This window comes from Methylobacterium sp. AC832 (assembly GCF_979256025.1).
In genome coordinates, this window is sequence record NZ_CEEDMV010000001.1 from 180881 (window position 1) to 205825 (window position 24945).

General features: G+C 66.6%; 24 protein-coding genes. 12 read left to right on the forward strand and 12 right to left on the reverse strand.

Annotated elements, in window-relative coordinates:
• Positions 1-111: 111 nt before the first annotated feature.
• The 4 genes from AC0IXR_RS00870 to AC0IXR_RS00885 all read right to left on the reverse strand — a co-directional run bounded on the left by AC0IXR_RS00870 (position 112) and on the right by AC0IXR_RS00885 (position 2870).
• Positions 112-876, reverse strand: a complete 765-nt coding sequence (locus tag AC0IXR_RS00870; protein ID WP_207410962.1) for a TetR/AcrR family transcriptional regulator — start codon at positions 874-876, stop codon at positions 112-114.
• Between the two features lie 67 nt (positions 877-943).
• Positions 944-1771, reverse strand: a complete 828-nt coding sequence (gene proC / locus AC0IXR_RS00875; RefSeq protein WP_471759421.1) for a pyrroline-5-carboxylate reductase — start codon at positions 1769-1771, stop codon at positions 944-946.
• Entirely contained in the window at positions 1768-2271 is a 504-nt protein-coding gene (locus AC0IXR_RS00880) for a type III secretion system chaperone family protein (protein WP_018045511.1), read from the reverse strand. Before AC0IXR_RS00880 ends, proC begins: the two co-directional genes overlap by 4 nt.
• Before the next feature lie 293 nt (positions 2272-2564).
• A complete protein-coding gene (locus AC0IXR_RS00885) occupies positions 2565-2870 on the reverse strand; it encodes an accessory factor UbiK family protein (protein WP_311275941.1) in 306 nt (101 codons plus the stop codon).
• Positions 2871-3084: 214 nt separating this feature from the next.
• Here AC0IXR_RS00885 and bla point away from each other — a divergent pair, with 214 nt between their 5' ends.
• The 5 genes from bla (at position 3085) to AC0IXR_RS00910 (ending at position 8273) form a co-directional block, all read left to right on the forward strand.
• Positions 3085-3990, forward strand: a complete 906-nt coding sequence (bla, locus tag AC0IXR_RS00890; RefSeq protein ID WP_471759422.1) for a class A beta-lactamase — start codon at positions 3085-3087, stop codon at positions 3988-3990.
• A gap of 116 nt (positions 3991-4106) precedes the next feature.
• On the forward strand, positions 4107-5234 hold the full coding sequence (locus tag AC0IXR_RS00895) for a hypothetical protein (protein WP_471759423.1): 1128 nt from the start codon (positions 4107-4109) through the stop codon (positions 5232-5234).
• A gap of 148 nt (positions 5235-5382) precedes the next feature.
• On the forward strand, positions 5383-6111 hold the full coding sequence (locus AC0IXR_RS00900; protein ID WP_207410965.1) for a response regulator: 729 nt from the start codon (positions 5383-5385) through the stop codon (positions 6109-6111).
• The gene (locus AC0IXR_RS00905; protein WP_471759424.1) at positions 6108-7544 is read left to right on the forward strand and encodes an ATP-binding protein; all 1437 of its coding nucleotides are present in this window, start codon (positions 6108-6110) and stop codon (positions 7542-7544) included. The genes AC0IXR_RS00900 and AC0IXR_RS00905 overlap by 4 nt, the downstream gene beginning before the upstream one ends.
• Positions 7545-7694: 150 nt before the next feature.
• Positions 7695-8273 carry a hypothetical protein gene (locus AC0IXR_RS00910; RefSeq protein WP_471759425.1) on the forward strand — a complete coding sequence of 193 codons (579 nt, stop codon included), beginning with the start codon at positions 7695-7697 and terminating at the stop codon, positions 8271-8273.
• Positions 8274-8343: 70 nt separating this feature from the next.
• Here the strand turns inward: AC0IXR_RS00910 and AC0IXR_RS00915 are convergent, their stop codons facing one another.
• A complete protein-coding gene (locus AC0IXR_RS00915; RefSeq protein ID WP_419953573.1) occupies positions 8344-9000 on the reverse strand; it encodes a glutathione S-transferase family protein in 657 nt (218 codons plus the stop codon).
• 309 nt (positions 9001-9309) lie between these two features.
• On the opposite strand from AC0IXR_RS00915, the gene AC0IXR_RS00920 reads away from it, so the two are divergent.
• The gene (locus tag AC0IXR_RS00920; protein WP_471759426.1) at positions 9310-10524 is read left to right on the forward strand and encodes a polyhydroxyalkanoate depolymerase; all 1215 of its coding nucleotides are present in this window, start codon (positions 9310-9312) and stop codon (positions 10522-10524) included.
• A 232-nt stretch (positions 10525-10756) separates the two neighbouring features.
• A complete protein-coding gene (rpsU, locus tag AC0IXR_RS00925; protein ID WP_056428151.1) occupies positions 10757-11065 on the forward strand; it encodes a 30S ribosomal protein S21 in 309 nt (102 codons plus the stop codon).
• Positions 11066-11171: 106 nt separating this feature from the next.
• On the opposite strand, the gene AC0IXR_RS00930 is transcribed toward rpsU, so the two are convergent.
• On the reverse strand, positions 11172-11597 hold the full coding sequence (locus AC0IXR_RS00930; protein WP_207410967.1) for a response regulator: 426 nt from the start codon (positions 11595-11597) through the stop codon (positions 11172-11174).
• Positions 11598-11994: 397 nt separating this feature from the next.
• On the opposite strand from AC0IXR_RS00930, the gene AC0IXR_RS00935 reads away from it, so the two are divergent.
• Both AC0IXR_RS00935 and AC0IXR_RS00940 read left to right on the forward strand, forming a co-directional pair.
• Positions 11995-12786 (forward strand): class II glutamine amidotransferase, encoded by a 792-nt coding sequence (locus tag AC0IXR_RS00935; RefSeq protein ID WP_018045521.1) that lies wholly within the window; start codon positions 11995-11997, stop codon positions 12784-12786.
• An 88-nt stretch (positions 12787-12874) separates the two neighbouring features.
• Positions 12875-14311, forward strand: a complete 1437-nt coding sequence (locus AC0IXR_RS00940) for an NAD-dependent succinate-semialdehyde dehydrogenase (RefSeq protein ID WP_471759427.1) — start codon at positions 12875-12877, stop codon at positions 14309-14311.
• Positions 14312-14413: 102 nt separating this feature from the next.
• Here the strand turns inward: AC0IXR_RS00940 and AC0IXR_RS00945 are convergent, their stop codons facing one another.
• Positions 14414-14641, reverse strand: coding sequence for a hypothetical protein (locus AC0IXR_RS00945; protein ID WP_471759428.1), 228 nt, complete (start codon positions 14639-14641; stop codon positions 14414-14416).
• Between the two features lie 356 nt (positions 14642-14997).
• Positions 14998-15297 (reverse strand): hypothetical protein, encoded by a 300-nt coding sequence (locus AC0IXR_RS00950; protein ID WP_471759429.1) that lies wholly within the window; start codon positions 15295-15297, stop codon positions 14998-15000.
• A 226-nt stretch (positions 15298-15523) separates the two neighbouring features.
• Here AC0IXR_RS00950 and AC0IXR_RS00955 point away from each other — a divergent pair, with 226 nt between their 5' ends.
• Positions 15524-15973, forward strand: a complete 450-nt coding sequence (locus AC0IXR_RS00955; RefSeq protein WP_471759430.1) for a MarR family winged helix-turn-helix transcriptional regulator — start codon at positions 15524-15526, stop codon at positions 15971-15973.
• 91 nt (positions 15974-16064) lie between these two features.
• Here AC0IXR_RS00955 and AC0IXR_RS00960 read toward each other — a convergent pair whose 3' ends face one another.
• The 4 genes from AC0IXR_RS00960 to AC0IXR_RS00975 all read right to left on the reverse strand — a co-directional run bounded on the left by AC0IXR_RS00960 (position 16065) and on the right by AC0IXR_RS00975 (position 21442).
• Positions 16065-17573, reverse strand: coding sequence for a carbohydrate porin (locus AC0IXR_RS00960; protein ID WP_471759431.1), 1509 nt, complete (start codon positions 17571-17573; stop codon positions 16065-16067).
• A 169-nt stretch (positions 17574-17742) separates the two neighbouring features.
• The gene (locus tag AC0IXR_RS00965; RefSeq protein ID WP_471759432.1) at positions 17743-18537 is read right to left on the reverse strand and encodes an enoyl-CoA hydratase/isomerase family protein; all 795 of its coding nucleotides are present in this window, start codon (positions 18535-18537) and stop codon (positions 17743-17745) included.
• A gap of 122 nt (positions 18538-18659) precedes the next feature.
• The gene (gene ppk2 / locus AC0IXR_RS00970; RefSeq protein WP_056428132.1) at positions 18660-19586 is read right to left on the reverse strand and encodes a polyphosphate kinase 2; all 927 of its coding nucleotides are present in this window, start codon (positions 19584-19586) and stop codon (positions 18660-18662) included.
• A 698-nt stretch (positions 19587-20284) separates the two neighbouring features.
• A complete protein-coding gene (locus AC0IXR_RS00975; protein WP_056428129.1) occupies positions 20285-21442 on the reverse strand; it encodes a complex I NDUFA9 subunit family protein in 1158 nt (385 codons plus the stop codon).
• A gap of 522 nt (positions 21443-21964) precedes the next feature.
• On the opposite strand from AC0IXR_RS00975, the gene sfnG reads away from it, so the two are divergent.
• Both sfnG and AC0IXR_RS00985 read left to right on the forward strand, forming a co-directional pair.
• Positions 21965-23074, forward strand: a complete 1110-nt coding sequence (gene sfnG, locus AC0IXR_RS00980) for a dimethylsulfone monooxygenase SfnG (protein WP_056428126.1) — start codon at positions 21965-21967, stop codon at positions 23072-23074.
• A 302-nt stretch (positions 23075-23376) separates the two neighbouring features.
• Positions 23377-24627, forward strand: a complete 1251-nt coding sequence (locus tag AC0IXR_RS00985) for an SfnB family sulfur acquisition oxidoreductase (protein WP_471759433.1) — start codon at positions 23377-23379, stop codon at positions 24625-24627.
• Positions 24628-24945: the final 318 nt, after the last annotated feature.

The window sequence follows — 24945 nt, forward strand, 5'->3', positions numbered from 1 at the left end:
GCCTGCGGAGCAGGCGGGAGAGGGGACGACCTCTCCGGAGATGGCGCTCCCCTCTCCCGACCCGCTTCGCGGGCCACCCTCCCCCGCATAGGGGGGAGGGAAAGCGTTCTGTCACACCGTCTGCTGGCCGACCTCGTCCTCGGGACGCGTACCCCGGCGTCGGCGGGCGCCGCGCTCCAAAAGCGACCGACCGATGGCACGGAACGGCGCGGTGAGGCGGCGGGCATCGTCGGCCCGTTCCATGAAACGCTCGCCGTTGCGGATCTCTTTGTCGAGGCGGGCCATGGTGCGGGCGAGGGCCGGGTCGTCATCGTCGAGCCACACCTCGACGGTGCGGGCGAAGGCGATGACCACGCCCTGCAGCTTCAGCCGGCCCAGAGGCCCTTCAGTGTTGATGCCGGCCGCAGCCAGCATGAAGCGGTGCGAGTTCAGCGCTACGCCGTTCAGCGCGACGAGGGAGAGCGGATCGCCGCGTAGGGCGTAGGAGATCCGGCGCAGGGCGTCCTTGTAGGGGGTCATCGCATCGAGGCGGCGCATCAGCACGTCGAACAGACGCTCGCGGGTGGGCTCCTCGGCGAGGTCGGAGGAATCGCCTTCCAGCACCTTGCGGTCGATGATCCGCGAAAGGCCACCGAGTACCGCGCCCTTGGAGGGGAACAGGTCGCGGAATTCGGCGAGGGACAGGCCGGCCTCGCGGGCGATGTCGCCGATTTCGATGTCGTTCCAGGGCTGGACGGCGGCGAGCCGCATCAGCGCCTCGACGGCAGCCTCACGCGGGGAGTGCTGCGGGGCGGCGACGGCGATGTCCGTCCCAGCGGTCTCGTTGCCGCCGGTCTCATTACCACCCTCGGGCTTCGCACCTGTGGTGTTTGCCATGGTCGTTCGATCCTCGTGTCTGTTCCCTATCATGTAGGTTGTGCAGGCGGATCGGTTAGGGGGCGGCTCAGCCGGAGAGCTCGCCTGCCCGCAGCTTCGCGGCGGCGACCGCCTCGCGCATCAGGTCCGGCACACCGCCCTCGCGCATCAGCACGGAGAGGGCCGCCGCGGTGGTGCCGCCCGGTGACGTCACGTCGCGCCGCAACTGCCCCGCATCGTGAGGGCTGGTGGACAGGAGCGCCCCGGCCCCTGACACCGTGGCGCGGGCAAGCCGTGCCGACATGTCGGCCGGCAGCCCAGCCGCCACACCCGCCTCGGCCATCGCCTCTGCCAGGAGGAAGACATAGGCCGGGCCGGAACCGGATAAAGCCGTCAGCGTGTCGATCAGCGCCTCGTCGTCGAGCCATTCCACGCCCCCGACAGCCTTGAGCAAGGCATCGGCCTGGTCACGCTGATCCGGGGAGACGTTGGCATTCGCCACCGCGCCGGTGACGCCGCGGCCGATGCTCGCCGGAAGGTTCGGCATCGCCCGGACAATGGCGCGCGCGGAGGGTAGGCGGCCCTGCAGGTCGCCGATGGTCTTGCCCGCCAGGATAGAGACGACGAGCGTATGGGGTGCGATCATCCCATCGAGGAGGCCGGCCGCGCCCTCCAACCCCTGCGGCTTGATGGCGAGGATCAGCGCATCGTTGGCCGGGACGTCACTCGGGTTCAGGGCGATGCCATGGCTCTCGCAGAGCCGTACCATCTCGGGCGAGGCCTGCGGATCGACGACGCAGGTCCTGGCGGCATCGAGCCCGCCGGCGAGCCAGCCGGCCAGCATCGCGCCGCCCATCTTACCCGCCCCCACCAGGGTGAGGGAGGCCGGCAGGGTGGAGGAAGACGGAATGCTCACGCCTCGCCTTCGGTCTCGAACAAGACCGCATCCAGGGATTCACGGGCGGACTTGCCCGCCCAGAGCACGAACTGGAACGCCTGATAGTAGCGCTCGCAGGCATCCACGGCGGATTTCAACATCATCGCGCACTGGCTCTGGGTCGGTGCGGCACCGTCGGTGAGCAGCAGAGAATGCCGGAACATCACCACGCTGTCGGTGGACCACAGGTCGAAATGACCGACCCAGAGCTGCTCGTTGACGAGTGAGATGAGGGTGAGGATTTCGGTGCGGCGGTGAGCCGGCACCTTCAGGTCGAAGGCGCTGGCCACATGGAGGGCCTCCACATCCTCGATCCAGGTGAAGGCGACGTGATAGTCGGACCAGCGGCCGGCCACGGCCACCGACATCTCGTCGGTCTCGGCCCGGTCGAAGATCCAATCGCGAAGGGAAGCGAGCCGCTCGACGATGTCGAGGGGGTGCTCGTTCCGGTCGAGGCCTTCGATGTGAAGTTGGGTCATAGCGGTCCAGCTAGGCGTCCCGAAAGGGGCGCCGATAATGGTGAACGACAATCAATCCCCTTCCGGATTTCCCATCCCCAAGCTGAATCCGCGCACAGGCAAGACACAGCGTGATCGAGAGGAAGCTTAAGGGTCGAAGGTCGGGTCCGGGGGCGAAGCGAATCAGTGCCTCACTCACTATAGACCGTGGCGGACTCGCGTTTCAAAGCGCTCCCGATGACCGGTGAACAGGAAAGCGGATTTCCACCGTTCCTTCCTGTGCACAAGCTTAGACCGGACTCGGGGCCCGCGAATCAGACCGATGTCGCTGGCGGAGGCGGCGGCTCCTGCGTGCCGAGCCGGCCCTCCAGCACGGCGACGCGGGCTGCGAGAGCATCGTTCTGGGTGCGGAGAGCCGAGACCAGATCGCGCAGGACATCCACCTCTTCGCGGGTGGCGATGTCCATGTCGCGGATCAGCCGCTCGATCTGCGCCTTGAACACGGTCTCCGCCTCACGCTTCACGCCCTGCGCCGCACCGGCGGCATCGGTCATGAGTCGGGCGAAATCGTCGAACAAGCGGTTGGAGCCGCGGCCCGCGCCGTCCTTAGAGCCTTGCATCGTCGTCTCCCGAGATCGAGGCCCGCGTCGGACATCGCGCCGGCACCTGAGGTAAGCAGATAAGAATCGAAGGCGTGCGAGGCAATCCGAAGGCAAGGCGCACGGCCGAGGAATTCGCGGTCCGGCCCGCCAAAACCACGTTCGATCCGCCACGATGGGACCGCAAACCGGTCGCCATGGTCACCGCCGATTCGACGGACCGGCAAGGATGCGCATGGTCACCCGACGCGATTGTACCTTCGGCGCAGCCGCCTGGGCTGCGGGACATCTTCTCGCCGGGGGAAGACCGGCGCCCGCCGCGGCTTCGTTTCCGGAGAATCTTGCCGACAGGTTCGCGCAGATCGAGGCGACGATCGGCGGACGGCTCGGGATCGGTCTTCTCGATACCGGCAGTGGCACCCAGGCGGCGCATCGCGGGGCGGAGCGCTTCCCGATGTGCAGTACGTTCAAGGTTCTCGCGGCCGGTGCTGTGCTGGCGCGGATCGACCAGGGCGAGGACAGTCTCGACCGGCGGCTGCGTTACGCGGCGAGCGAGGTCGTGCCCTACTCGCCCATGAGCGGACCGAAGGCGGATGGTGAGGGCATGACCCTCGCCGAACTCTGCGAGGCCGCCGTTACGCTCAGCGACAACACTGCCGCCAACCTGCTCCTCGGGACGATGGGTGGCCCGGCCGGACTCACCGCCCAGATCCGCGCGTTCAGCGACGCGACGACCCGCCTCGACCGTATCGAGCCGGATCTGAACGAGGCCGTGCCCGGCGACCCGCGTGACACCACTACGCCGCTGGCCATGGCCCAGACGCTCCGGCGCCTCGTCCTCGCGGACGCGCTCTCGCCCTCATCGAGAGCCCTTCTCACCGCCTGGCTCGTGGGTTGCCGCACCGGCGATGCGCGGCTGCGCGCCGGCCTGCCGAAGGAGTGGCGCATCGGCGACAAGACCGGATCCGGCGAGAACGACACGGCCAACGACATTGCCGTGATCTGGCCGCCGCGCCGGGCTCCCCTCGTCCTGACGGTCTACCTGACCGGGGCGAAGACGTCGCCGGAGGCGCGCAGCGCCACCATCGCCTCGGTGGCCAGGGCCGTCGCCGCCGCCGCTGCGGAAAGAGATGGCGGTTGACGCGCACCGATCCGTGTAAGCGTCCCTTAAGTGGTTGTCTGCCAAGGCTTAACCGACAAGCGGTGGCACCGAGGCGAGGGCTCCGGCGCCGCTTTACCAGCGTGTCGGAGGGGTGAATGATGATCGAGGTCCTCAAGCACCGCATCCGCGCCGCGGGACGCCGGCACCGATCGCCCAATGAGGCAACGCTTGCCGCACTTGCTTTTGGGATCGCCGCCTTGAGCACATCCGCCAACCCGGCCTCCGCCGACGAGCGACCGCATTACGACGGCTTCCGTCAGGGCACGTATCTCTCCTACCTCAACGCGGGGGAGGATGGCGCCGAGATCACGCGCTCGCCGCGCCTCGGCCTGTCCTTCGGGGATGAGGTGCGCCCGGTCCTGATGGATACCGGCTCCACCGGCATCGTCGTCTCAGCGAGCCGGATCCCCGGCTTCGAGATGATGCCGTCGCGGCCCGGACGGCTCACCTACAGCAGTTCCGGGCGGATCATGATCGGACGCTGGGTGACGCTGCCCGTCACGCTCGTCGGCGGCAACGGGGCCAGCGTGACCACCTCACCGCTCCCCGTCCTGGCGGTCACCGAGATCGCGTGCACGAACAATGCTCGCGCCTGTACGCCGGAGACGATGCCCGGCCACGTGGCCATGCTGGGCATCGGCTTCGGACGGGAGGGCGACTCGCAGCGCCAGAGCACGCCCGACACCAACCCGCTCCTCAACCTCGCGCCTGACGGCAGGAGCCCCGCACGGCGCGGCTACGTGGTGACGCGGGACGGCATCCATGCGGGTCTCACCGCAGCCAATACGCGCGGCGACATTCGCTTCGTGAAGCTCGATCCCCACCCCGACATTCCCGGCGAATGGCAGGGCGTCCCGGTCTGCATCACGGTGAACGGCCAGGCACCCGGCGCCTGCGGCCGGGCGCTCGTCGATACGGGCGTGTCGGCGATGTACCTGACCTTGCCGACAGGGGCCGTGGACGGTGCCGTCACTTCCGATGACGACGGCCGAAGCCAGTTCCTGCCCGGCACCCGCCTCGGCTTCACCTTTCCCGGACGAGGCTCCGAACCGGCGGCGGCCTACGACATCGTCATCGGCGACGAGTCCCGACTCTCGCCGGGCAAAGTGACCCTCAACACCCGTCGCCCGGAGCCCTTCGTCAATACCGGCCTGCGCTTTCTCAATGGCTTCGACGTGCTTTACGACGCCGATGGCGGCTATTTCGGGTTTCGCAGGCGGTAGAGCATAGTCGACGCAAGCGTCTTTGCGATGACATTTGCCGAATGTGTCCCGGATACCGGACCGAAACAGACGTTTACAATTCTGATCTCGGTATCCCCTTCGAATCCCTCCGCCGAGGCGTCATAAACGGCCACCGGATGGACGAGACATGACGCAGACGAATTCCGCCACGCCCCATATCCTCGTGGTCGAGGACGACCGCGAGATCAGCGCCCTGGTGGCGCGCTACCTCCGTGCCAACGAATGCCGGGTGAGCCTCGCAGGGGATGGGCGCGAGATGGACAAGGCGCTGGCGGATGCGCGCGTCGACCTCATCGTGCTCGACCTGATGCTGCCGGGCGAGGACGGGTTGAGCCTGTGCCGGCGCCTGCGCGCGGGGTCCTCGATCCCGATCCTGATGCTCACCGCCAAGGCCGAGGAGATCGACCGGATCGTCGGGCTCGAGATCGGCGCGGACGATTACCTCGCCAAACCGTTCAACCCGCGCGAGCTTCTCGCCCGCATCCGCGCGATCCTGCGGCGGGGCGCGAGCGCCGAGGCTGCCGGCGACGATGGCGCCCGCCGGCTGCGCTTCCTCGACTGGACCCTCGACGTGTCCCTGCGTCAGCTCCTCAGCCCGGACGATGCCCGCATCACCATCACGGGGGCGGAATTCGACCTGCTGCACGTGCTCTGCCTGAGACCCGGCCGGGTGCTCTCGCGCGACCAGCTCCTCGACCTGACCCAGGGACGGGCCGCCGGCCCATACGAGCGGAGCATCGACGTTCTCATCAGCCGCATCCGCCAGAAGATCGAGGCCGACCCTCGCAACCCGGAGATCATCCGCACCATCCGCTCCGGCGGCTACCTGTTCACCCCTGCGGTGACGCGATCATGAGCGCGACCACGAAGGGCCGGTGGGGGCGCCTCCTCGGCTTTCCGCCCCGCAGTATCGCCGGCCAGATCGCGATGCTCAGCGTGGCCGCCATCGTCGTCAGCCATGCGGTGGCGACCCTGGCCTTCCTGCTGCTGCGCGAACCCTGGAATCCGGACAACCATCCGCGCGTAGCCGCGACACGGCTGTCCACCATCGTTCGCCTGCTCGATGCCGCTCCGCCGGGGGATCGGCCGCGCCTGCTGCAGGATGCGGCACGCAGCCTGCCCGGCCTGCAGCTCGAAGCGGCCCCGGGCCTGCCGGAAACTCCCGCCCCCAACACTCGGGACGGGCAGGCCGACCATCCCATAGTCCAGCGCATGCGCGACGGGTTCGGACGGCCCCTCACGATCACCGATCTCTCGTCTCCGGGGAAAGTGCCGGAGACGGCCAGTGGCATTCGGATCGGCATCACGACGCCGTCCGGTGCGAGCCTGCGCGCGACCCTGCCGGATGACGTCCGGTCTCCGTTCGGCCCCGGCCCGATCATCTTCACCTTCGTCCTCCTCGGCATCACCCTGTCGCTCATGTCGATCTGGGCGACGCGGGCCTTGACCGCTCCGCTGGCGAAACTCGCCGAGGCCGCCGATGCCTTCGGCACGGGCATGAACCTCGTGGCGCTGCCCCGGAACGGCCCGAAGGAGGTGATGGCCGTGTCCCGCGCCCTCGACACGATGCGCGGCCGCGTCCGCCGCCTCATCGACGATCGAACTCAGATGCTGGCGGCAATCAGCCACGATCTGCGCACCCCGATCACCCGTTTGCGGCTGCGGGCCGAATTCATCGAGGACGATCACGCACGCACCATGACGCTGCGCGATCTCGACCAGATGAACGGGCTGGTGGACGCCGCCCTGTCCTTCGTCCGGGATGGGCAGGCCGGGGGCACCCAGACTCTCGTCGACCTCGCTTCCCTGGTCCAGACCGTGTGCGACGGCTTCGCCGATGTCGGCGCGGACGTGCGTGTGGAACAGACGCGGCACGTCCTCGTGCACGGCCGGGCGGACGAGCTCCAGCGGGCCATCGTCAACCTCGTCGATAATGCGGTGAAGTATGGCGGCGCGGCGCGGCTGACGATGCACCCGTCGGATCAGGGCGTGGCTCTCGAAGTGTCCGATGACGGTCCCGGCATTCCGGAGGCCGAGCGCGACGCCATGGTGCAGCCTTTCGTACGCGGAGACCGGGCCCGGAATCTCAACGAGGCCAGCGGCTTCGGCCTCGGTCTGTCGATCGTTCTCGCCATCGTGGAGGGGCATGGCGGCCGGCTGACCCTGTCGAACAAGCTCCCCCACGGCCTCGTGGCCCGTATCGACCTGCCCCTCGCCGTCGCTCAGGGAGGGCAGCTGCGCGCGTCTCCATCGACGAACCCTGGGACCGTCGCCCCGGTCGTCTCGTGAATTTGGCATCCGACTGTTTCGGGATGCGGGTTCGAAACATCGCGAAACTCTTGTGCCGGGCGCGGGAAAGATCCGCTTAACCCTGGGTGCCGCTCACTCGACACCCGTCGCGAACTTCCCGCGGCGGCATTCGACCGAGGCGACCGCGCCATGACATCCGTCAGTTCTACCCAGACCTCCGCCACGTTCCAGGCCCAGCGTCCGCCGCCGTCCAGAGGCAATCCGGTCGCGCAGGCCATCGCCAGCGAGGTCTCCACCGGCGGCATCAGCGCCACCGACGGCACCGCTCTCACCGACGCCCTCGATTCAATCGATTCGAGCCTCAAGAGCGAGAGCTCCAACGCGACCGGCAGAACGAGCACACGCCTCGACCCGTCGCAGATCGAGGACACGATCGGCAGCCTCATCGAGGATCAGGTCTCCAGCGGCGACCTCACCACCGATCAGGCCGAGACCCTGAAGACGCTGTTCGAAGCCAACGCGTCGGGCAGGGGAGGAGTTGGGGGCGCAGGTGGCGCGGGCGCTCGACCGGCCGGCCCGCCGCCATCCGAGGTTGAGGCACAAAGCGCGTCATCCTCGACAGACATGTCGGCCGGCGTCAGCGAGCTTCTCGACAGCTTCATGACGACGCTCCAGGAATCGCAGACGAGTGCGTCCGGTTACGCCGCCTCCGGTGCCAAGGCGTCCGGCGCGAGCGCCAGCGCCCTGTTGTTCGACTTCAACACGTAAGGGCGGTCCCTCCCGGTGCCCGGCATCCACGCCCAGGCACCGGGGGGGGGCTACACGCCGGGGGCCTTCCTTAGAACTCCATGTCGAGTTCTTCGATCTCGTTGGGCTCGGCGGCGGCCGCCTCGCTCCATTCCACCATCAGGGGCCAGGCCAGGATGGTGTCGCGATAGGCCGCGACGTTGCGGGGCAGCGAGACGTCGTAGGTCTGGAACCGCGTGCAGACCGGCGCGAACATGGCGTCGGCGAGGCTCGGACGCGTGCCGAACAGGAACGGACCGCCGTAGCGCGCCAGGCAATCCTCGACGATGGTGATGACGCGCTCGATATCGCCCCTGGCTCCGTTGAAGATCTTGAAATTGGTGTGGCGGGCCTTGAGGTTCATCGGCAGGGCCGAGCGCAGGTTGATGAACCCTCCATGCATCTCGCCCGAGATCGAACGGCAGCGCGCCCGCGCCACCGGATCCTTCGGCAGGAAGCCCGCATCGGGGTAGGTCTCGTTGAGATACTGGGAGAGGGCCAGGGTATCCCAGACCTCGATCTCGCCATGGACGAGGCGGGGCACGAGGAAGGACGGCGACAGGTGTAGAAGCTCGGCCCGTGAGGATTCGTCGTCACCGGACAGGACCTCGACCTCGAAATCGAGCCCGGCCATGCGGCAGACCAGCCATCCCCGGAGCGACCAGGATGAGTAGTTCCGGCTCGAAATCGTGAGCGTGGCGACTGACATGTCCATCCCCTGTCTTCTCATCCCCGGCCGTCCATAAGGTTTTCGGCCCGAGCTGTGCAGGGGGCATCCAAGTCTCGTGCCGCATCGAACCGGCCTTCGCCGAAGGAGAAAAACCTTTCCCGTCTCGTCGATGGGACAGTGATGCATTCTCACAACATTTATTACAGATCGTACCTGCAGCCGATTGCGTTGTGCGCAACCGTGGCTCAGCCTAGCGGGCTGTGACGACCGTCGGAGGCGATCCCGGCGGTTGAGCACAACGAAGCGAATGACCCGCTATCCGATCGTTCGCGCAGGAGTTCGAGCGTCATGCTCTACGATGCCTTCGAAGTGCAGTCCGACCTTGCCCAGCGCACGCGCTCCTGGGGGAAGCTCGTCCACGACGCCGTATCGCCCTGGGTCGGGTCGCGAAATGCGGCGCCGATGAACTGGTGGTCGGCCGGCGCCCGGATGATGATGCGCGCGGGCCTGACCTTCGCCCGCCCCGCCTTCGGCATCGACAGCGTCCGGGTCGGCAACCGCGAAGTGTCGGTGAGCGAGGAGGCGACGTTCTCGACCCCGTTCGGGACGCTTCTGCGCTTCAGGAAGGACATCGATTCCGAGCAGCCCAAGGTGCTCGTCGTCGCGCCGCTCTCGGGCCATTTCGCCACGTTGCTGCGCGGCACGGTGCGCACCCTGCTGGCCGACCACGACGTCTACATCACCGATTGGCATAATGCCCGCGACGTGCCGCTCGCCGACGGTCCGTTCGGGTTCGACGATTACGTGGATCACCTGGTGCAGTTCCTCGGCGTGATGGGCGAGGGCTCGCATGTGGTGGCGGTCTGTCAGCCGGCGGTTCAGGCGCTCGCCGCCGCCGCCGTCATGGCCGAGTCGAAAGACATCGCGCATCCGCGCAGCATGACGCTCATGGCCGGGCCGGTGGATTGCCGCATCAGCCCGACCTCGGTGAACAAGCTCGCCACCTCGAAGCCGATCTCTTGGTTCGAAAAGAACCTCATCGCCACGGTGCCCCAGCGTCATGCGGGGGCCGGCCGTCGGGTCTATCCCGGCTTCATGCAGGTCTCGGCCTTCGTCTCGATGAACGCCAAGCGCCACCAGCAGAGCCATGCAGACCTGTTCTGGCATTTCGCCAACGGCGAGGCCGACAAGGCCAACCAGATCGAGACGTTCTACGACGAGTATTTTGCCGTCCTCGACCTCGCGGCCGAGTTCTACATCGAAACCGTCCAGACGGTGTTCCAGGATTACACCCTCGCCAAGAACGAACTGACCTATCGCGGAAATCCCATCGACATGCGGTCCATCCGCAAGACCGCGCTGATGACCGTGGAGGGCGAGCGCGACGATATCTGCGCCGTCGGGCAGACCATGGCGGCGCACGACCTGTGCGGCAGCCTTCCCCCGCACATGAAGAGCCACCACCTGCAGGCGGGCGTCGGCCATTACGGCGTCTTCACCGGCCGCAAGTGGGAGGGCCAGACTTACCCGCTCGTGCGCAACTTCATCCAATCGCACGCATGAGGATGCGGGTCCGGCTCAGGATTTAACCGAGAGCGGTTGGAACTCGTGTCCGCTTGGTGTATGAGCCTGCCCCAAGTGAGTTTTCAGCGTCGATTCGAGACCGTCACACACAGGTCCCTCCCTGGAGCGATCCAGGGTATGGGGCTATTGGCGGTTTGCCCTCGTCGAACAGGCGGGGGCGTTCGGAGAGGGCGCCGTCCGACAAACATACGTCTCTAAAGGATCAAGTCCGTTGCAGGTACTCGTTCGCGATAACAACGTCGACCAGGCACTCCGCGTTCTCAAGAAGAAGATGCAGCGCGAGGGCATCTTCCGCGAGATGAAGCAGCGCAAGGCCTACGAGAAGCCCTCCGTGCGCAAGGCTCGTGAGAAGGCCGAGGCCGTGCGCCGCGCCCGCAAGCAGGCCCGCAAGACCGCGATCCGTGAGGGCCTGATCGCCGCTCCGAAGCCGAAGCCCCGTTTCGGCGCCGGTGCGCCGCGTCGTCCGGGCGGTTCGCCTTTCGCTCCGAGCGCCGCTCCCTCGGCCAACGTCGCCTCGTAAGACCGACCGGCGGCCGATCCCGTATCGGCCCCGAACGCGGTTACTGGCGCTACCGTCCCATCTCTCAGAATGCCCGGCCGCCGATGCGTCCGGGCATTCTGTCGTTTCAGGCGATCCCCACGGCGGCGGAGGCGTGCTCGGCTTCCACCAGGACATCGAGGGCGCGCCAGGGCTTCTGCATGTAAATGGCCTGTTCGGGCAGGCGACCGGTGCTGCGCTCGTCGTAGCCCGAGGTCAGGACCATCCGAACATCGGGCCAGCGCTGCTCCACGGTCCGCGCCAGGGCGATGCCGTCCATGGCCCCGCCGAGGCGCACATCGGCGAACAGCAGGGCGACGTTCATGCCCTTGCGCTCGAGAACGCCGATGGCCGCCTCGGCGCTGTCACAGGCAATCACGTCGAGATCGGTTTCCTCGAGAATGGCTGCAGCGAGGTCGCGAACCGCTGCATCGTCCTCAACCACGAGGGCAACGGGGCCGTCGATCTGGGCTGGCGACACGGTGTCGGCGGTAGAGTGGATGGTATGATTCATGAGGTCTCCTTCTTGGAATGGGGGCGGGCGCGATCGCGGCCCCGCAGGGCGTCATGCGCCCGGTCGATGATTCGATTGTTCGAAGGCTGCGCCGCCTGGCCGGGATCGGCAAGGGTGCCAGCCGCCGCCACGGCTATGCGCCTCTCGCTCCATAAAAAGCGGAACCGCCTCAAAGCGGGCTTGGTGGCAGCCTAAGATCCGAGAATGCACGAAATCGAGCGTCTCTGCACATCGTCTACGCAGACGCACAAGGTTCGGGCATACCGCAACGCATTAACGATCTGTTCACCGCAAAAGATCGAATGTTACAATTCAACGACCGTCAAGCTGGATCATGGAACGGTTTCTGTTTCCCGATCCGGGGAGGGGTGCCGACACAGGGGGTTGTTGCTCAGTCATGTGCCGCTTTCTCGCCTATAGCGGTGATCCGGTCTTCCTGACCGATCTCGTCTGCGCGCCGACGCACTCGCTGGTGCATCAGTCGCTGCACGCCACCGAGGCGAAGACGGAGACCAACGGCGACGGTTTCGGCATCGGCTGGTACGGCGAACGGACCGATCCGGGCCAGTATCGCGACGTCTGCCCGGCCTGGTCGGACGAGAACCTCGTCAATCTCTGCCAGCAAGTCCGCGCGCGGATGTTCTTCGCCCATGTCCGCGCCTCGACCGGCACGGCCACCACGCGGGCGAACTGCCATCCCTTCGCCCATGGCCGGCACCTGTTCATGCATAACGGCCAGATCGGCGGTTATCACCGCATCAAGCGGCGGATCGAGGCCCTGATCCCGGACGCGCTCTACGAAGCGCGGCGCGGCACCACCGATTCCGAGGCGATCTTCCTCCTGGCCCTGGCCAACGGCCTCGCCGAAGACCCGATCGGCGCCATGGCCGAAACCCTCTCGACGGTCCGCGACCTGATGCAGGCGGCCGGAATCACCGAGGCCCTGCGCTTCACCTCCGTCGTCACCGACGGCGAGACCCTGACGGCCTATCGCTGGGCCTGCGACGGCCGCCCGCCGAGCCTCTATTACCGCCAGACCGAAACCGGCCTCGTAGTGGTCTCCGAGCCCATCGACGATTGCAAGGAGGGCTGGATCGTGATCCCGCGCGGCGGCACGTTGCAGGCGACGCGCGGCGGCACGGTGACGGTGAAGGGCGCCGACGAGGCGCGGGTCCGCATCGCCGCCTGAGACCGCTCCCGAGGGTTGCGGCACGGAGGGTTGCGGCGCTGGCGCGAAGGGCGGACAACCCATGCTCCTTCGAGAGCGTGAGCCGCCGATGACCGACACGGACGTGACCCTTCACATCGCCGGGGCCTGGACGCCCGGTTCCGACGCGCGGACGATCCCCGTCCTCAACCCCGCCACCGGCGACGCCATCGGCACCGTGGCGGTGGCGACGCGCAACGATCTCGACCGTGCCCTGGAAGCCGCCCGTCGCGGATTCGCCGAATGGCGCAGGGTCGCGGCCTTCGATCGCGCCAAGGTGATGCGGCGGGCCGCCGATCTGCTCCGTTCGCGCGTCGACGACATCGCCCGGACGATGACGCTGGAACAGGGCAAGCCGCTGGCCGAGGCACGGGTGGAGACGCTTGCCGCCGCCGACGTCATCGATTGGTTCGCCGAGGAAGGGAAACGCGCCTACGGCCGCATCATCCCCGCCCGCGTGCCGGGCGTGACCCAGATGGTTCTGCGCGAGCCGGTGGGTCCCGTGGCCGCCTTCACGCCCTGGAACTTCCCGATCAACCAGGCCGTCCGCAAGCTGTCGGCGGCGCTCTGCGCCGGCTGCTCGGTGATCCTGAAGGGGCCGGAAGATACGCCGGCGAGCTGCGCCGAACTCGTCCGCGCCTTCCTCGATGCCGGGGTGCCGGGTGACGTGCTGTCCCTGGTCTTCGGCGATCCAGCCGAGATCTCGTCCTACCTGATCCCGCATCCGGTCATCGCCAAGATCTCGTTCACCGGCTCCACTCCGGTGGGCAAGGAGCTCGCGGCTTTGGCCGGGCGCCACATGAAGCGCATCACCATGGAACTCGGGGGCCACGCCCCCGCCCTGGTCTTCGCCGACGCGGATGTGGAGAAGGCCGTCTCGGTGCTCGGCGCCAACAAATTCCGCAATGCCGGGCAGGTCTGCGTCGCGCCGACCCGCTTCCTCATCCACGATTCCGTCTACGACCGCTTCGTCGAGGGGTTCGTGGCGCATGCACAGGGCATCAGGGTCGGCGACGGGCTCGATCCCGAGACCCAGATGGGACCGTTGATCCATGCCCGCCGGCGCGAGGCGATGGAATCCCTGGTGGCCGATGCCGTAGCGCAGGGCGCGGAGCTCCGCACCGGCGGCAAGCGCATCGGCAACCGCGGCCATTTCTTCGAACCGACCGTAATCACCGAGACCCCGCTCACTGCGCGGATCATGAACGAGGAGCCGTTCGGCCCCGTGGCCCTGGTCCAGCGCTTCTCCGACGACGAGGCCGCCTTCGCCGAGGCCAACCGGCTGCCCTATGGTCTGGCCGCCTATGCCTATACGCGCTCGGCCTCCCGCGCGACGGAGATCGCCGCCCGGGTCGAGAGCGGCATGCTCGGCATCAACCATCACGGCCTCGCCTTCCCCGAAACTCCCTTCGGCGGCATCAAGGATTCCGGCTACGGCAGCGAGGGCGGCTCGGAAGCGATCGAGGCCTATCTGACGACGAAGTTCGTGAGCCAGGCGAGCGCCTGAGCGCCCGCATTCGGTGGGCTCGACAAGCAAATCGCTCCATGGGGCAGACCCCATGGAGCGCTGATGCACGCCTTTGCTCCGGCCCCGCTCACGGAAGCGGCCTTAGCGGGTCGCGGGGTCGACGATCTCGGCGACGATGCGACGGGTCGCGGGAGCACGCGAGGTCAGGGACGGCGTGGTGGTCAGCTCGGAGGCCGGACGCACGGCGGCCGTGACGCGGGCCTGCTCCCGATAGAGCGTGGGGGTGACGGTGATGCGCTCGTGAGCGGTCGCGGTACCGACCAGGGTGGCGGAGGCGAGAGCGGCGAGGACAAGGCTACGAACGGTCATAATATTGATCCCTCTGATGTTTCGGGGCCGATGCCCCGTTTCGTGAGACCGATATATTTTGCGGCGCAACATTCATCAAACAGATAGCATCGATATCCGATATCGACCGTATCAATGAGATGCTTCCAATTGGACCGTGCGGCCGTTTACGTCTTCAGCCGTTTCGATCCGCAAACGTCGCTGGAAAGCATGAGACAGGATGGGATGTCTCACCCTGTCTCGTCATCGGCTGGGCTTGTCACTTCACCAAGGGTTTCAGACCTAAGTCCCGAAGCCGAGGCGCCTCTGATCGGCAGCCGATGGACGCCGACCGCCAGCGATGAGGTGGAGCTTCGACGTCGTTCTCGGCCCTGCCGTCAGTAGCGGGGGGCATCGACGCGTGCACCCCAGATATTGAGCGTGCGGATCGATGGCTTAGACGGAGCGTCCACGGCCTCTGCGCTCGCCTTGGCGGATGCGTAGGACCGCTTCGGCGCGATGGAATCGGTGTTCGGCGAGTTGGTGGCGGGTGCGGTCAAGGTCGCTTGGGTACCGGGGACGGTGAAGCGATGCCCCCAGGCGTCGAACGACCTCGCCGGCTCGGCCTTGGCAGGAACGATGGCAGCGGCGACGAGTGTGAGGATGGCGCCGGTGATGAAGGTGGAGCGAGTGGTCATGATACGACGTCCTGTTCGGTGAGCGTTCGTCGGGGGAGGTTTCCGATGACCCGACGCTTCGGCCCGTTGCAATAACGTTGATATAAACGTAGCGCCGCGGCCTGCGGTGCGCGTCCGCACATAGGTTGATATCAATTATATTCCGAGGAGGTCTCGTTTGGCAGGGGCTGTACAAAACCCGCAGGACCATTATCTCGTTGGTATCAACACTCCAGGGAAATCTCGCATGGCCGGACATCCGGTCCTCACTCCAAAGATCGCGGCCGGGGTCGAACAAGCCTGCTTCAGCTTCGCGGCTCAGAAGGCGGCACGCGCCATTGGCCGGCGCTATGACGCGGCGCTCCGCCCGACCGGCCTCTCGAACTGGCAGTTTACGCTGCTGATGATGCTCGTCCGAGACGAGGCTCCGACCATCGGCGCGCTGGCACAGGCCCTAGCGATGGATCGCACGACCATCACCGCCAACGTGAAGCCCCTGGAACGACGCGGGCTGCTAAGAATCGAGGCCGATGCGGACGACAGGCGCGTCAGACGCATCCTGCTTACCGACGAAGGTCGCACAGTCTTGGCACAGGCGTACCCGCTCTGGGAGAAGGCGCAAGCCGCTTGCGCCGAGCATCTCGGCGCGATCGATCAGACCATTTACCGTGCCGCCGTGGCCGCGCTCACGATGTGATCAGGCCCGGCAGGGCACTCGGGGCTTATCGCGCCCGGAGATCTTCCCACTTTGCTCGAAACATTCGCGAGGTGCGAGAAACCGGTGCTCCTCAGTAACGCACCGTCGCCCGCACGCCGAACACCGCGGCATTCTTGATCCGGGCGCCATCGGGATCGCGCGGATTGGGCACGCCGCCGCCCGGGCGAAAGATGTACTGGATGTCCGGCTGAACCGTGACGCCGGGTCCAAGGACGGCCTGATAGGTCGCCTCGATCACGGCCTCGCTGCTCCGACGGGGTCCACTCGCGCCGCCGAAGCGGATCACATCGGTGTCGAACCCACGGGCACTGTCCGAGATGCGGGCCAGGGCGAAGGCGACGCCGATCGTGTCGTCGGACCGTCCCTTGAAGAGGCCCTTATAGGCAATGCCCATATCGGCGTAGAAATCCACGATGTTGCGGTCGGAGGGCGAACCGGACAGGCGCAGGAACACACTGGCACCGTCATTCGGGTCATCGGGCTCGCGGTAGATGGTCTGGTCGATGATGCCGTAGAGGCCGCTATCGCCGCGAAAGCGCCGGGCGATGCCGGTGGTGGACGGATCGGCCAGCGAGCGCCCGGCCTCGTCGAAACGCTGGCTGTCGAACCGGCCATAATGATGCCAGCCCCCCAGCGTCACCGTGCCGGGATCGCCCTCATCACCTTGCGCGATGTTGTACGCATAGGCGGCCTCCGCGATGACGAGGGCGGGGTCGCTGGTGCGGAAATTCGTGCCGGTGCGGTTGCGGCGCTGAGGATCGAGATCGCTGGGGTAAGGCCCTGCCGGATCGCCGTCGAAGACGCCGACCTGCAGCGAGAAATTCTGGTTCGGGACGTATTTCGCCCGGATCGCCGGCACCGCCAGCGGGTAGATCGGACCGCCGCTCGGCAGCACCTCCGCCATGATGTTGGGCCAGCCGAAGGTGGAATTGATGAACAGCGTGCCGGTCTGAGTCACGGCGAATTCGGTATCGGCCGCGATCTGACCGACCTTCAATCCGAACTGTCCGTCGAACAGCTTCTGTTCCAGCCAGATTTCGTAGAGCCGCGAAGAGGGCAGTGCCTCGATGGCGCTCACGGTGATGAAATTGTTGACGTAGTAGCGCGACAGGCCGGTGCCGTGGATGAGGTAGAGATTGGTGTGGAAGGTCGCCCCTTGCCAACCTGCCAGCTTCTCGAGGTCGGCATCGAACTGGATATCCAGGCGCCCTTCGACGATCGCACCGCGCCGTACACCGCCCGTCGCGTTGCCGAAGCTCTCGCCGATATAGGTGAGGCTGTACTCGATGCCTTTGGTCTTCAGAAAGGAACGCAGGCCATAGGGGTCGCCATACGGGCCGAGCTGGTCCTGTATCGAGGTGTTGAGGTTGGCCGAAGGCTTGGCCGAGGTCACCGACTGCGCCACCGACGTCTGCGGATCGCCGCCGGCGCCGCGCGGTGAGCCGATATCGAGCCCTTCCAGCGCCAGACGCGCCTGCCGGGCCGCAATCTCGGCAGCGGTCTGGGCGTGGGCGCCGGACACGGCAAGGCCGGACATCAGGGCTGCGACGGCCGCAAGAGGAAACGAGCGGAGCATCATTCCTCGGAAAAGCGTGTCCCAGGGCGACCGACCCCCGCTCGCGCTCTATCATGCAGAGCGTGACAGAGCTGTAACCGATACGAGGGAGCGATGTGGCCGCAGGAATTCCCTATCTCGGTGTGTCGCGCTTCCCACATCCGCTTCAGAGCAGTGCTCTGTGAGGAGCGCCTTACTTGCCGGTCCAGTTCGGCGGGCGCTTGGCCAGGAACGCCTCCATGCCCTCGCGGAAATCGGCGCTCGTGTAGCACATGAGGATGAGATCGTCGTCGGGCCGTTCCGATGCCTCCTCCTCGGCGGCGAGGCGGCGCAGACCTTCCTTCGTGGCGCGTAGGGTCAGCGGTGCATGGCCGGCAAGCTGCGTCGCGAGTTCCGTCGCCCTGGCGGCGAGAGCGGCGGCATCTTCCACGACTTCGCCGACGAGACCGGCCGAAAGCGCCTCCTCCGCGCCGAACAACCGAGCGGTGAAGATCATGTCCTTCACCCGTGCGGGACCGATGAGGCCGGACAGGCGCTGAAGGTTCGACATGGACAGGCAATTGCCGAGCGTCCGCGCAATGGGAAAGCCGAACCGGGCATCGCGTGTGGCGATGCGCAGGTCGCAGGAAGCCGCGATGGCGGCACCGCCGCCGGTACAAGCGCCGGCGACAGCGGCGATGACCGGCACGCGCAGACGCTCGAGCGTGCCGAGGACCTTGTCCATGAAGCGCTCGTATCCAAGGGCGTCGTCCGGGCTGGAGAAGTCCCGGAACTGGGCGATATCGGTGCCGGCGGCGAAGGCTTTCTCACCGGCGCCGGTAATGACGAGAACCTTGATCCGTTCGTCCGCCTCGATCCGTCCGCACAGGTCGATGAGGCCCTGATACATCGCGAAGGTCAGGGCGTTTCGTGCCTGTGGGCGGTTGAGGACGATGCGGGCGATGCCGGCATCGTCGGTTTCGAACAGGATCTCGTCGGTGGCGCTCATGCGGGGTTCCCATGCCGGACCGGCCGTTCATCGGCCTCTTCGACACAGGTCTTGCCCATCCGTGCCGCTTTGGGCAACCGCAGGGAGACCGGACAGGCGGCCTTCGATGCCCTCGGCTCCGATCAGAACAGCGCCGGGACGAACATATCCTGCGGAACCGGCTGGCGGGCGTAATCCTCGTGGCGCATGCGCTCGGGCAGATGCACCGGCGGGTGCTCCACGTCGCCATAGGGGATCTGGGTGAGGAGATGGCTGATGCAGTTGAGGCGGGCCTTCTTCTTGTCCACGGCCTCGACCACCCACCACGGCGCCTCGGGAATGTGCGTGCGGGCGAGCATCACTTCCTTCGCCTTGGTATAATCCTCCCAACGGCGACGGGATTCGACGTCCATCGGTGAGAGCTTCCACTGCTTCAGGGGATCGTGGATGCGCATGTTGAAGCGCAGTTCCTGCTCCTGATCGGTGATCGAGAACCAGTATTTCAGCACGATGATGCCGGACCGCACCAGCATGCGCTCGAATTCCGGCGCGGACTGGAAGAACTCTTCGTACTGGTCCGGGGTGCAGAACCCCATCACGCGCTCGACGCCGGCGCGATTGTACCAGGAGCGGTCGAACAGCACGATCTCGCCGCCCGCCGGCAGATGCGCGACGTAGCGCTGGAAATACCATTGCGTGCGCTCGCGCTCGCTGGGAGCCGGAAGCGCGGCAACGCGACAGACGCGCGGATTGAGACGCTGGGTGATGCGCTTGATGGCCCCGCCCTTACCAGCCGAATCCCGCCCTTCGAAGATCACGACCACGCGGAGCTTCTGGGCCTGGACCCAATCCTGCAGACGAACCAGCTCGTGTTGGAGCCGAAACAGCTCACGGAAATAGACTCGCCGGTCCATGCTGGGCGGACGCGGGCTTGCATCGATTTCGCTAACCAGTCGCTCAAGGCGCTCGTCTTCTAGTTCCATCTCCAATTCTTCATCGAAGTCGTCGGCCATCTCTCGACGAATAGCCTCGATATCGAAAGGACGAGTCCCGGCGCGCGTGCCGTCCATAACATTGCCTTCCTGATGAATGGGAATGATCCAGGCCCTTGGATCACAACTGCATGACAGTAAGGAGACCTCCTCGGCGACGGCAACGAGCTCCCTAAAGCCTGTATTGGCCTGCCTTCTCATGCGGGATTGTCGAGGGCATTTTTGGCCGGGAGGACGGCGACGCAAGCGAGCCGTCTGGTTGCGACATCCAGGGCGTTCGGCACGTTAACGGTGCGGGCCGCCTCAATAGCTAAACACACCGAAAATTCATGCAACGTCGCGGCGCTGTTCCAGCACGGCATCCTTCGACAAGCTCAGAATGAGGGCCGCTCTGACCCGGCGGCTTCTCGATGGCGGGGTGGCGCGTGCCCTGGATCAGGCACCAATCCTGGCGGCGCTCGACCGTGAGGCACCGTCGAATTTGGCTGAGTGCAGGCTGGACCATCTCTTTTTGCCGTCATCAAGGGCAGCCAGCGCAACGCGATCCTGCACGTTCGCCGAAGCCAGGACATGCCCTTCGGCATCGATCAATGCCACGCGTTTGTGCCCGGCCAGCTTCTGGGTGCCGTCGTAGCCGCGCAGCCCTGCACGCCAATGCAGGTGACGCTTTTCTCCGGGCTAAGACGAAACTTCGCGGCTACACACAACCTGTCTGTTTCAAACATTCGTCCGGTTTCGGATTTCATCCGTTCTGCGCCGCCACTCCAGACGGCGTACTATCCCCGCGTGCCCCAGCGTACGCCCATCCGGCTCGGGGCCGCCGCATCGGGGCCGATCGGGGGACCGCTCGGCCGGGCGACCGGCGGGGAGGACGGCTCTGCGGCCTCCTCCTCTGAGGCGGTGAAGGCCTCCTTCGAGAACTGGCCCGCCTTGCGGAAGGTCCAGAGGTAGCCGGGCACGATGGCGGCCATCGCGGTGGGCAGGATGCCGAGCCCGTCCAGCGTGCGGCCTTCCGCCTTGGCGGCTTCCGAGACCACGTTGTCGGTCTGGAGCAGCGTGACCTGGTCGCGGGTGAGCTTGAGGCTGTCCGGCAGCAGGCCGAGGCTCAGCGTGTCCACGGTCTCGATCACGCGGGCCTGCAGCATGGCGATGGGCTTGGGCAGGTCGACGACGAGGCGGCGGCGGCGGGTGGTCTTCAGCATGTAGCGGACGAGGCCGTCGAGGGTCTCGACCTCCGGGCCGCCGAGCTCGTAGACGCGGCCGGCCTCGGCCTGCCCGTCCACCGCGCGGGCCACGGCCTCGGCCACATCGCCGACGAAGACCGGCTGGAAGCGCGTCTCGGCTCCGGCGAGGGGCAGGACCGGGAGCACGCGGGCGAGCGACGCGAAACGGTTGAAGAAGCTGTCTCCGGGGCCGAAGACCAGGGAGGGACGCAGGACCACAGCCCGGGGCTGGGCCGCCAGCACCTTCGCCTCGCCCAGCGCCTTCGAGCGCGCGTAGAGAGAGTCGGAATGCGGGTCCGCCCCGATGGCCGAGACGTGGACCAGGGGCGCGCCGATTGCGGCGGCGGCACGGGCGATCTCGCCCGCCCCTTCGGCCTGAAGCGTGAGGAATCCCTGCCTGCCGGTCTCCTGGAGGATGCCGACGAGGTTCACCACCGCGTCGGCTCCCTCCACCGCCCTGGCGATGGAATCCGGGTAGCGCAGGTTCGCCTGCACGGCGACGATCTGCCCGACCTTGCCGAGAGGCTGCAGGAACAGGGCGAGGTCCGGCCGCCGGACCGCGACCCGGATACGGTAGCCGCGCTTGGCCAGCGCCCGCACCACATGGCGTCCGAGGAAGCCCGAACCGCCGAAGACGGTGACCAGCTGCGATGACGGACGCGGCAATGACGGTCCGGCGAAAGGAGAGGTCGAAGCGTCGAAGCCGGTCATCGCCTGGTTCCCACCTGTCATCCGAGATGCCCTGCCACGCCCTGTCCGGGCCGGGGCCGAGTCTCTGTCCGTCACCACTGAACGCGGGATTACCATCGCTCGCGCATCGATAGCTAGGGCCGTTGACCGCAGCGCGGGAGGCCCAGGCGGCGATGAAACATTCGGCGAGGGAAAACCCCCGATACCCCGTCGTTCACGGAGGGGCCGGCGGTCGGCACCCTGTGGCGAAGGTCGGCTCCGCGACGCGTCCGATGCACCCCGGGTGACCGTCTCACCGAGGCGGGGCCGACGGGGAGGAAATAGAATGTTCTCGCTGAACGGCTGCGTATCGAAAGATTGTCCTTGTCTGCGGCAAGAAAATGTATTTCCATTCCTTTGACTATAGCCCCGGTTTGTAAGAGATTTCATCTATCAAAGATGAAGCACAAGCAGTGAATGATGATGTGCTTGCTGCAATAATGTATTCAACTGAGGCTTTCGCTTTAGATGAATGCCTGGTTTCTCACATTCGCGGATAGAACTATGACCCGCCCGAGCCATCGCCCTCCGGAGCCGATCCGTTTTGCCTATTGGGTGCCGAACGTGTCCGGTGGCCTTGTCATCAGCAAGATCGAACAACGCACGAGCTGGGAGGCGGATTACAATCGCCGCCTCGCACAGATCGCCGAGGAGGCGGGGTTCGACTACGCCCTGACGCAGATTCGCTTCACCGCCGGTTACGGCGCCGAGTACCAGCATGAATCGGTGGCGTTCAGCCACGCCCTGCTGGCCGTGACCACGAAGCTCAAGGTCATCGCCGCGCTCCTGCCCGGCCCCTGGAACCCGACCATCGCCGCCAAGCAGATCGCGACGATCAGCCAGCTCACGAACGGGCGCATCGCCATCAACGTCGTGTCGGGCTGGTTCTCTGGCGAGTTCCGCGCCATCGGCGAGCCCTGGCTCGACCATGACGAGCGTTATCGCCGCTCGGAGGAGTTCATCCGCTCCTTGCGCGGGATCTGGACGCAGGACGACTTCACCTTCCGCGGCGATTTCTACCGCTACACCAACTACACCCTGAAGCCGAAGCCGGCCGACCCGCAGCCCGAGATCTTCCAGGGTGGCTCCTCCCGCGCGGCGCGCGACATGGCGGCCCGCGTCTCCGATTGGTACTTCACCAACGGCAACACGCCGGAGGGGATCCGGGCGCAGGTGGACGACATCCAAGCCAAGGCCTCGGCCAACGGCCATTCGGTGAAGGTCGGCGTCAACGCCTTCGTCATCGCCCGCGACACCGAGGAAGAGGCCCGCGCCGTCCTCCAGGAGATCATCGACAACGCCGATCCCGATGCGGTGAAGGCCTTCGGCCACGAGGTGAAGAACGCCGGCAAGGCCTCTCCGGAAGGGGAGGGCAACTGGGCGAAATCGAGCTTCGAGGATCTCGTCCAGTACAATGACGGCTTCAAGACCAACTTGATCGGCACGCCCGACCAGATTGCCGAGCGTATCGTGGCCTTGAAGGATGCCGGCGTCGACCTCGCGCTCCTCGCCTTCCTGCACTTCCAGGAGGAGGTCGCCTATTTCGGCGCGCACATCATCCCGAAGGTGAGGGCGCTCGAAGCCGCGCGCGAGCGTCGGGCTGAGGCCGCCTGAGCGGCCTTTCCAGCGCCAGCTGACGACAGCCGCGCATCCCCTCTCCCCGCAGGCGGGGAGAGGGCCGCGACGACCTCGTCGTCGGCGCGGCGAGGCGGCATCCGCCGGTGAGGGGGCTCGTCCGGAGGAGCCTCTTTCGGAATCGCCCCCTCACCCTCGCTTCGGCCTCGCCTCCGCTTGCCTCGCCCCCGACGAGGGGGGCTCGGCCCTCTCCCCGCTGGCGGGGAGAGGGGGATCCGGCTGAGGTCTTCAAACGCCCGTTCAAACCAGCCCATCGCCTGCCCGGTACCCTGGAGCCATCCATGAACATCGCTGTCAGCGCCCAGTCGCTCGAAACCGCCCGGGGCGCGCCGCCGGTTCCCCGTCCGGCATCCCCCGCCCATGTCATCCGCGACGATGCCGAGGCGATCCGCGTCGCCCATGCCCTCGCCAAGGAGTTCCGCGAGGGCGCGTCCGAACGCGACCAGACCAACCGGCGGCCCTATGCCGAGCTCGACGCGTTCTCGCAGAGCGGGCTGTGGTCGATCAACGTGCCCAAGGCCTTCGGCGGGCCGGAGGTGTCCTATAAGACCCTGGCGCAGGTCGTCGCCATCATCTCGGCCGCCGACCCCTCGATCGGCCAGATCTCGCAGAACCACCTCGGCATCGTGGCGGCGATCCGTACGGTATCCGACCCGGAGCAGCAGGCGCTGCTGTTCGGCGAGGTCCTGAAGGGCACCCGCTTCGGCAATGCCTTTTCGGAGATCGGCACCCCGCGCGCCACCGACTTCAAGACCCATTTCGTCGACGACGGCGAACACGTCATCGTGCGCGGCAAGAAGTTCTATTCGACGGGGGCATTGCTCGCCCATCTCGTCCCCATCGTCGCCCTCGATGGCGAGGGGCGCGCCTGGTACGCCATCGCCGACAGGGGCGCCCCCGGCCTCACCGTCATCGACGACTGGTCGGCCTTCGGCCAGCGGACCACGGCGAGCGGCACCGTCCTCATCGACGACGTCCGTGTGCCCAAGACCCATCTCGTCCCGGCCTGGAAGGGCTACGAGCAGCCGCGCTCCGACGGGGCGATCTTCCAGATCATCCAGGCGGCGGTGGATGCCGGCATCGCCCGCGAGGCCATCGACGACACCATCGCCTTTGTCCGCACCAAGACCCGCCCCTGGGTCGATAGCGGCCAGGACCGCGCCTCCGACGATCCCTACACGATCCAGGCGATCGGCGAGCTGACGATCCGGCTCCATGCGGCCGAAGCCATCCTCGACAAAGCCGGCCTCGCCCTCGACGAAGCAGTGGCCAACCCGAGCGCGGAGACGGTGGCTGCGGCCCAGCTCGCCGTCGCCGAATCGAAGGTGCTCACCACCGAGATCGCCGTGCAGGCGAGCAGCAAGCTATTCGAGCTCGCCGGCACCCGCTCGACCCTGGCCGAGAGCAACCTCGACCGGCACTGGCGCAACGCCCGCACCCACACCCTCCACGACCCGGTGCGCTGGAAATACGCGATCATCGGCAACCACGCCCTCAACGGCGTGAACCCGCCGTTCCACGCCTGGAGCTGACGGAAGGAGTCGGACGAAGGGCGCTCGTGCCTGAACCCACCATTTCGTCGTGAAATGGTGACCCGTCCGCTTTCCAACGACGAACGAAGGAAGCGGACGTTCTCCCCGAAATGGCCGAGCTCTGTTTTGCGCAGGAAGCGAATGGCAGCAGCCACCCTACGGCCTCGCGCCCGAGGGAGCGCCCGCCGAGGTACAAAGGGCCAGCCACAGGGGTACTCTCATGGCTCATCGAGAAATGCCTCGAGAGCGCCGAATGGTCAGACCTCAGCGCCTCCACTCGCAGGCGGCGGCATACGGTGTACCGCGCGATGCAGGAAA

What these genes read in the sequence shown, in the direction of transcription:
- AC0IXR_RS00880 (WP_018045511.1), bottom strand. Translation starts at nt 2,271, where the DNA reads ATGACCCAACTTCACATCGAAGGCCTCGACCGGAACGAGCACCCCCTC.
- AC0IXR_RS00885 (WP_311275941.1), bottom strand. Translation starts at nt 2,870, where the DNA reads ATGCAAGGCTCTAAGGACGGCGCGGGCCGCGGCTCCAACCGCTTGTTC.
- ppk2 (WP_056428132.1), bottom strand. Translation starts at nt 19,586, where the DNA reads ATGGACGGCACGCGCGCCGGGACTCGTCCTTTCGATATCGAGGCTATT.
- bla (WP_471759422.1), top strand. Translation starts at nt 3,085, where the DNA reads ATGGTCACCCGACGCGATTGTACCTTCGGCGCAGCCGCCTGGGCTGCG.
- AC0IXR_RS00935 (WP_018045521.1), top strand. Translation starts at nt 11,995, where the DNA reads ATGTGCCGCTTTCTCGCCTATAGCGGTGATCCGGTCTTCCTGACCGAT.
- AC0IXR_RS00920 (WP_471759426.1), top strand. Translation starts at nt 9,310, where the DNA reads ATGCTCTACGATGCCTTCGAAGTGCAGTCCGACCTTGCCCAGCGCACG.
- AC0IXR_RS00910 (WP_471759425.1), top strand. Translation starts at nt 7,695, where the DNA reads ATGACATCCGTCAGTTCTACCCAGACCTCCGCCACGTTCCAGGCCCAG.
- AC0IXR_RS00945 (WP_471759428.1), bottom strand. Translation starts at nt 14,641, where the DNA reads ATGACCGTTCGTAGCCTTGTCCTCGCCGCTCTCGCCTCCGCCACCCTG.
- AC0IXR_RS00975 (WP_056428129.1), bottom strand. Translation starts at nt 21,442, where the DNA reads ATGACCGGCTTCGACGCTTCGACCTCTCCTTTCGCCGGACCGTCATTG.
- AC0IXR_RS00900 (WP_207410965.1), top strand. Translation starts at nt 5,383, where the DNA reads ATGACGCAGACGAATTCCGCCACGCCCCATATCCTCGTGGTCGAGGAC.
- AC0IXR_RS00915 (WP_419953573.1), bottom strand. Translation starts at nt 9,000, where the DNA reads ATGTCAGTCGCCACGCTCACGATTTCGAGCCGGAACTACTCATCCTGG.
- sfnG (WP_056428126.1), top strand. Translation starts at nt 21,965, where the DNA reads ATGACCCGCCCGAGCCATCGCCCTCCGGAGCCGATCCGTTTTGCCTAT.
- AC0IXR_RS00985 (WP_471759433.1), top strand. Translation starts at nt 23,377, where the DNA reads ATGAACATCGCTGTCAGCGCCCAGTCGCTCGAAACCGCCCGGGGCGCG.
- AC0IXR_RS00965 (WP_471759432.1), bottom strand. Translation starts at nt 18,537, where the DNA reads ATGAGCGCCACCGACGAGATCCTGTTCGAAACCGACGATGCCGGCATC.
- AC0IXR_RS00870 (WP_207410962.1), bottom strand. Translation starts at nt 876, where the DNA reads ATGGCAAACACCACAGGTGCGAAGCCCGAGGGTGGTAATGAGACCGGC.
- AC0IXR_RS00905 (WP_471759424.1), top strand. Translation starts at nt 6,108, where the DNA reads ATGAGCGCGACCACGAAGGGCCGGTGGGGGCGCCTCCTCGGCTTTCCG.
- AC0IXR_RS00895 (WP_471759423.1), top strand. Translation starts at nt 4,107, where the DNA reads ATGATGATCGAGGTCCTCAAGCACCGCATCCGCGCCGCGGGACGCCGG.
- AC0IXR_RS00950 (WP_471759429.1), bottom strand. Translation starts at nt 15,297, where the DNA reads ATGACCACTCGCTCCACCTTCATCACCGGCGCCATCCTCACACTCGTC.
- AC0IXR_RS00960 (WP_471759431.1), bottom strand. Translation starts at nt 17,573, where the DNA reads ATGATGCTCCGCTCGTTTCCTCTTGCGGCCGTCGCAGCCCTGATGTCC.
- AC0IXR_RS00940 (WP_471759427.1), top strand. Translation starts at nt 12,875, where the DNA reads ATGACCGACACGGACGTGACCCTTCACATCGCCGGGGCCTGGACGCCC.
- AC0IXR_RS00955 (WP_471759430.1), top strand. Translation starts at nt 15,524, where the DNA reads ATGGCCGGACATCCGGTCCTCACTCCAAAGATCGCGGCCGGGGTCGAA.
- AC0IXR_RS00930 (WP_207410967.1), bottom strand. Translation starts at nt 11,597, where the DNA reads ATGAATCATACCATCCACTCTACCGCCGACACCGTGTCGCCAGCCCAG.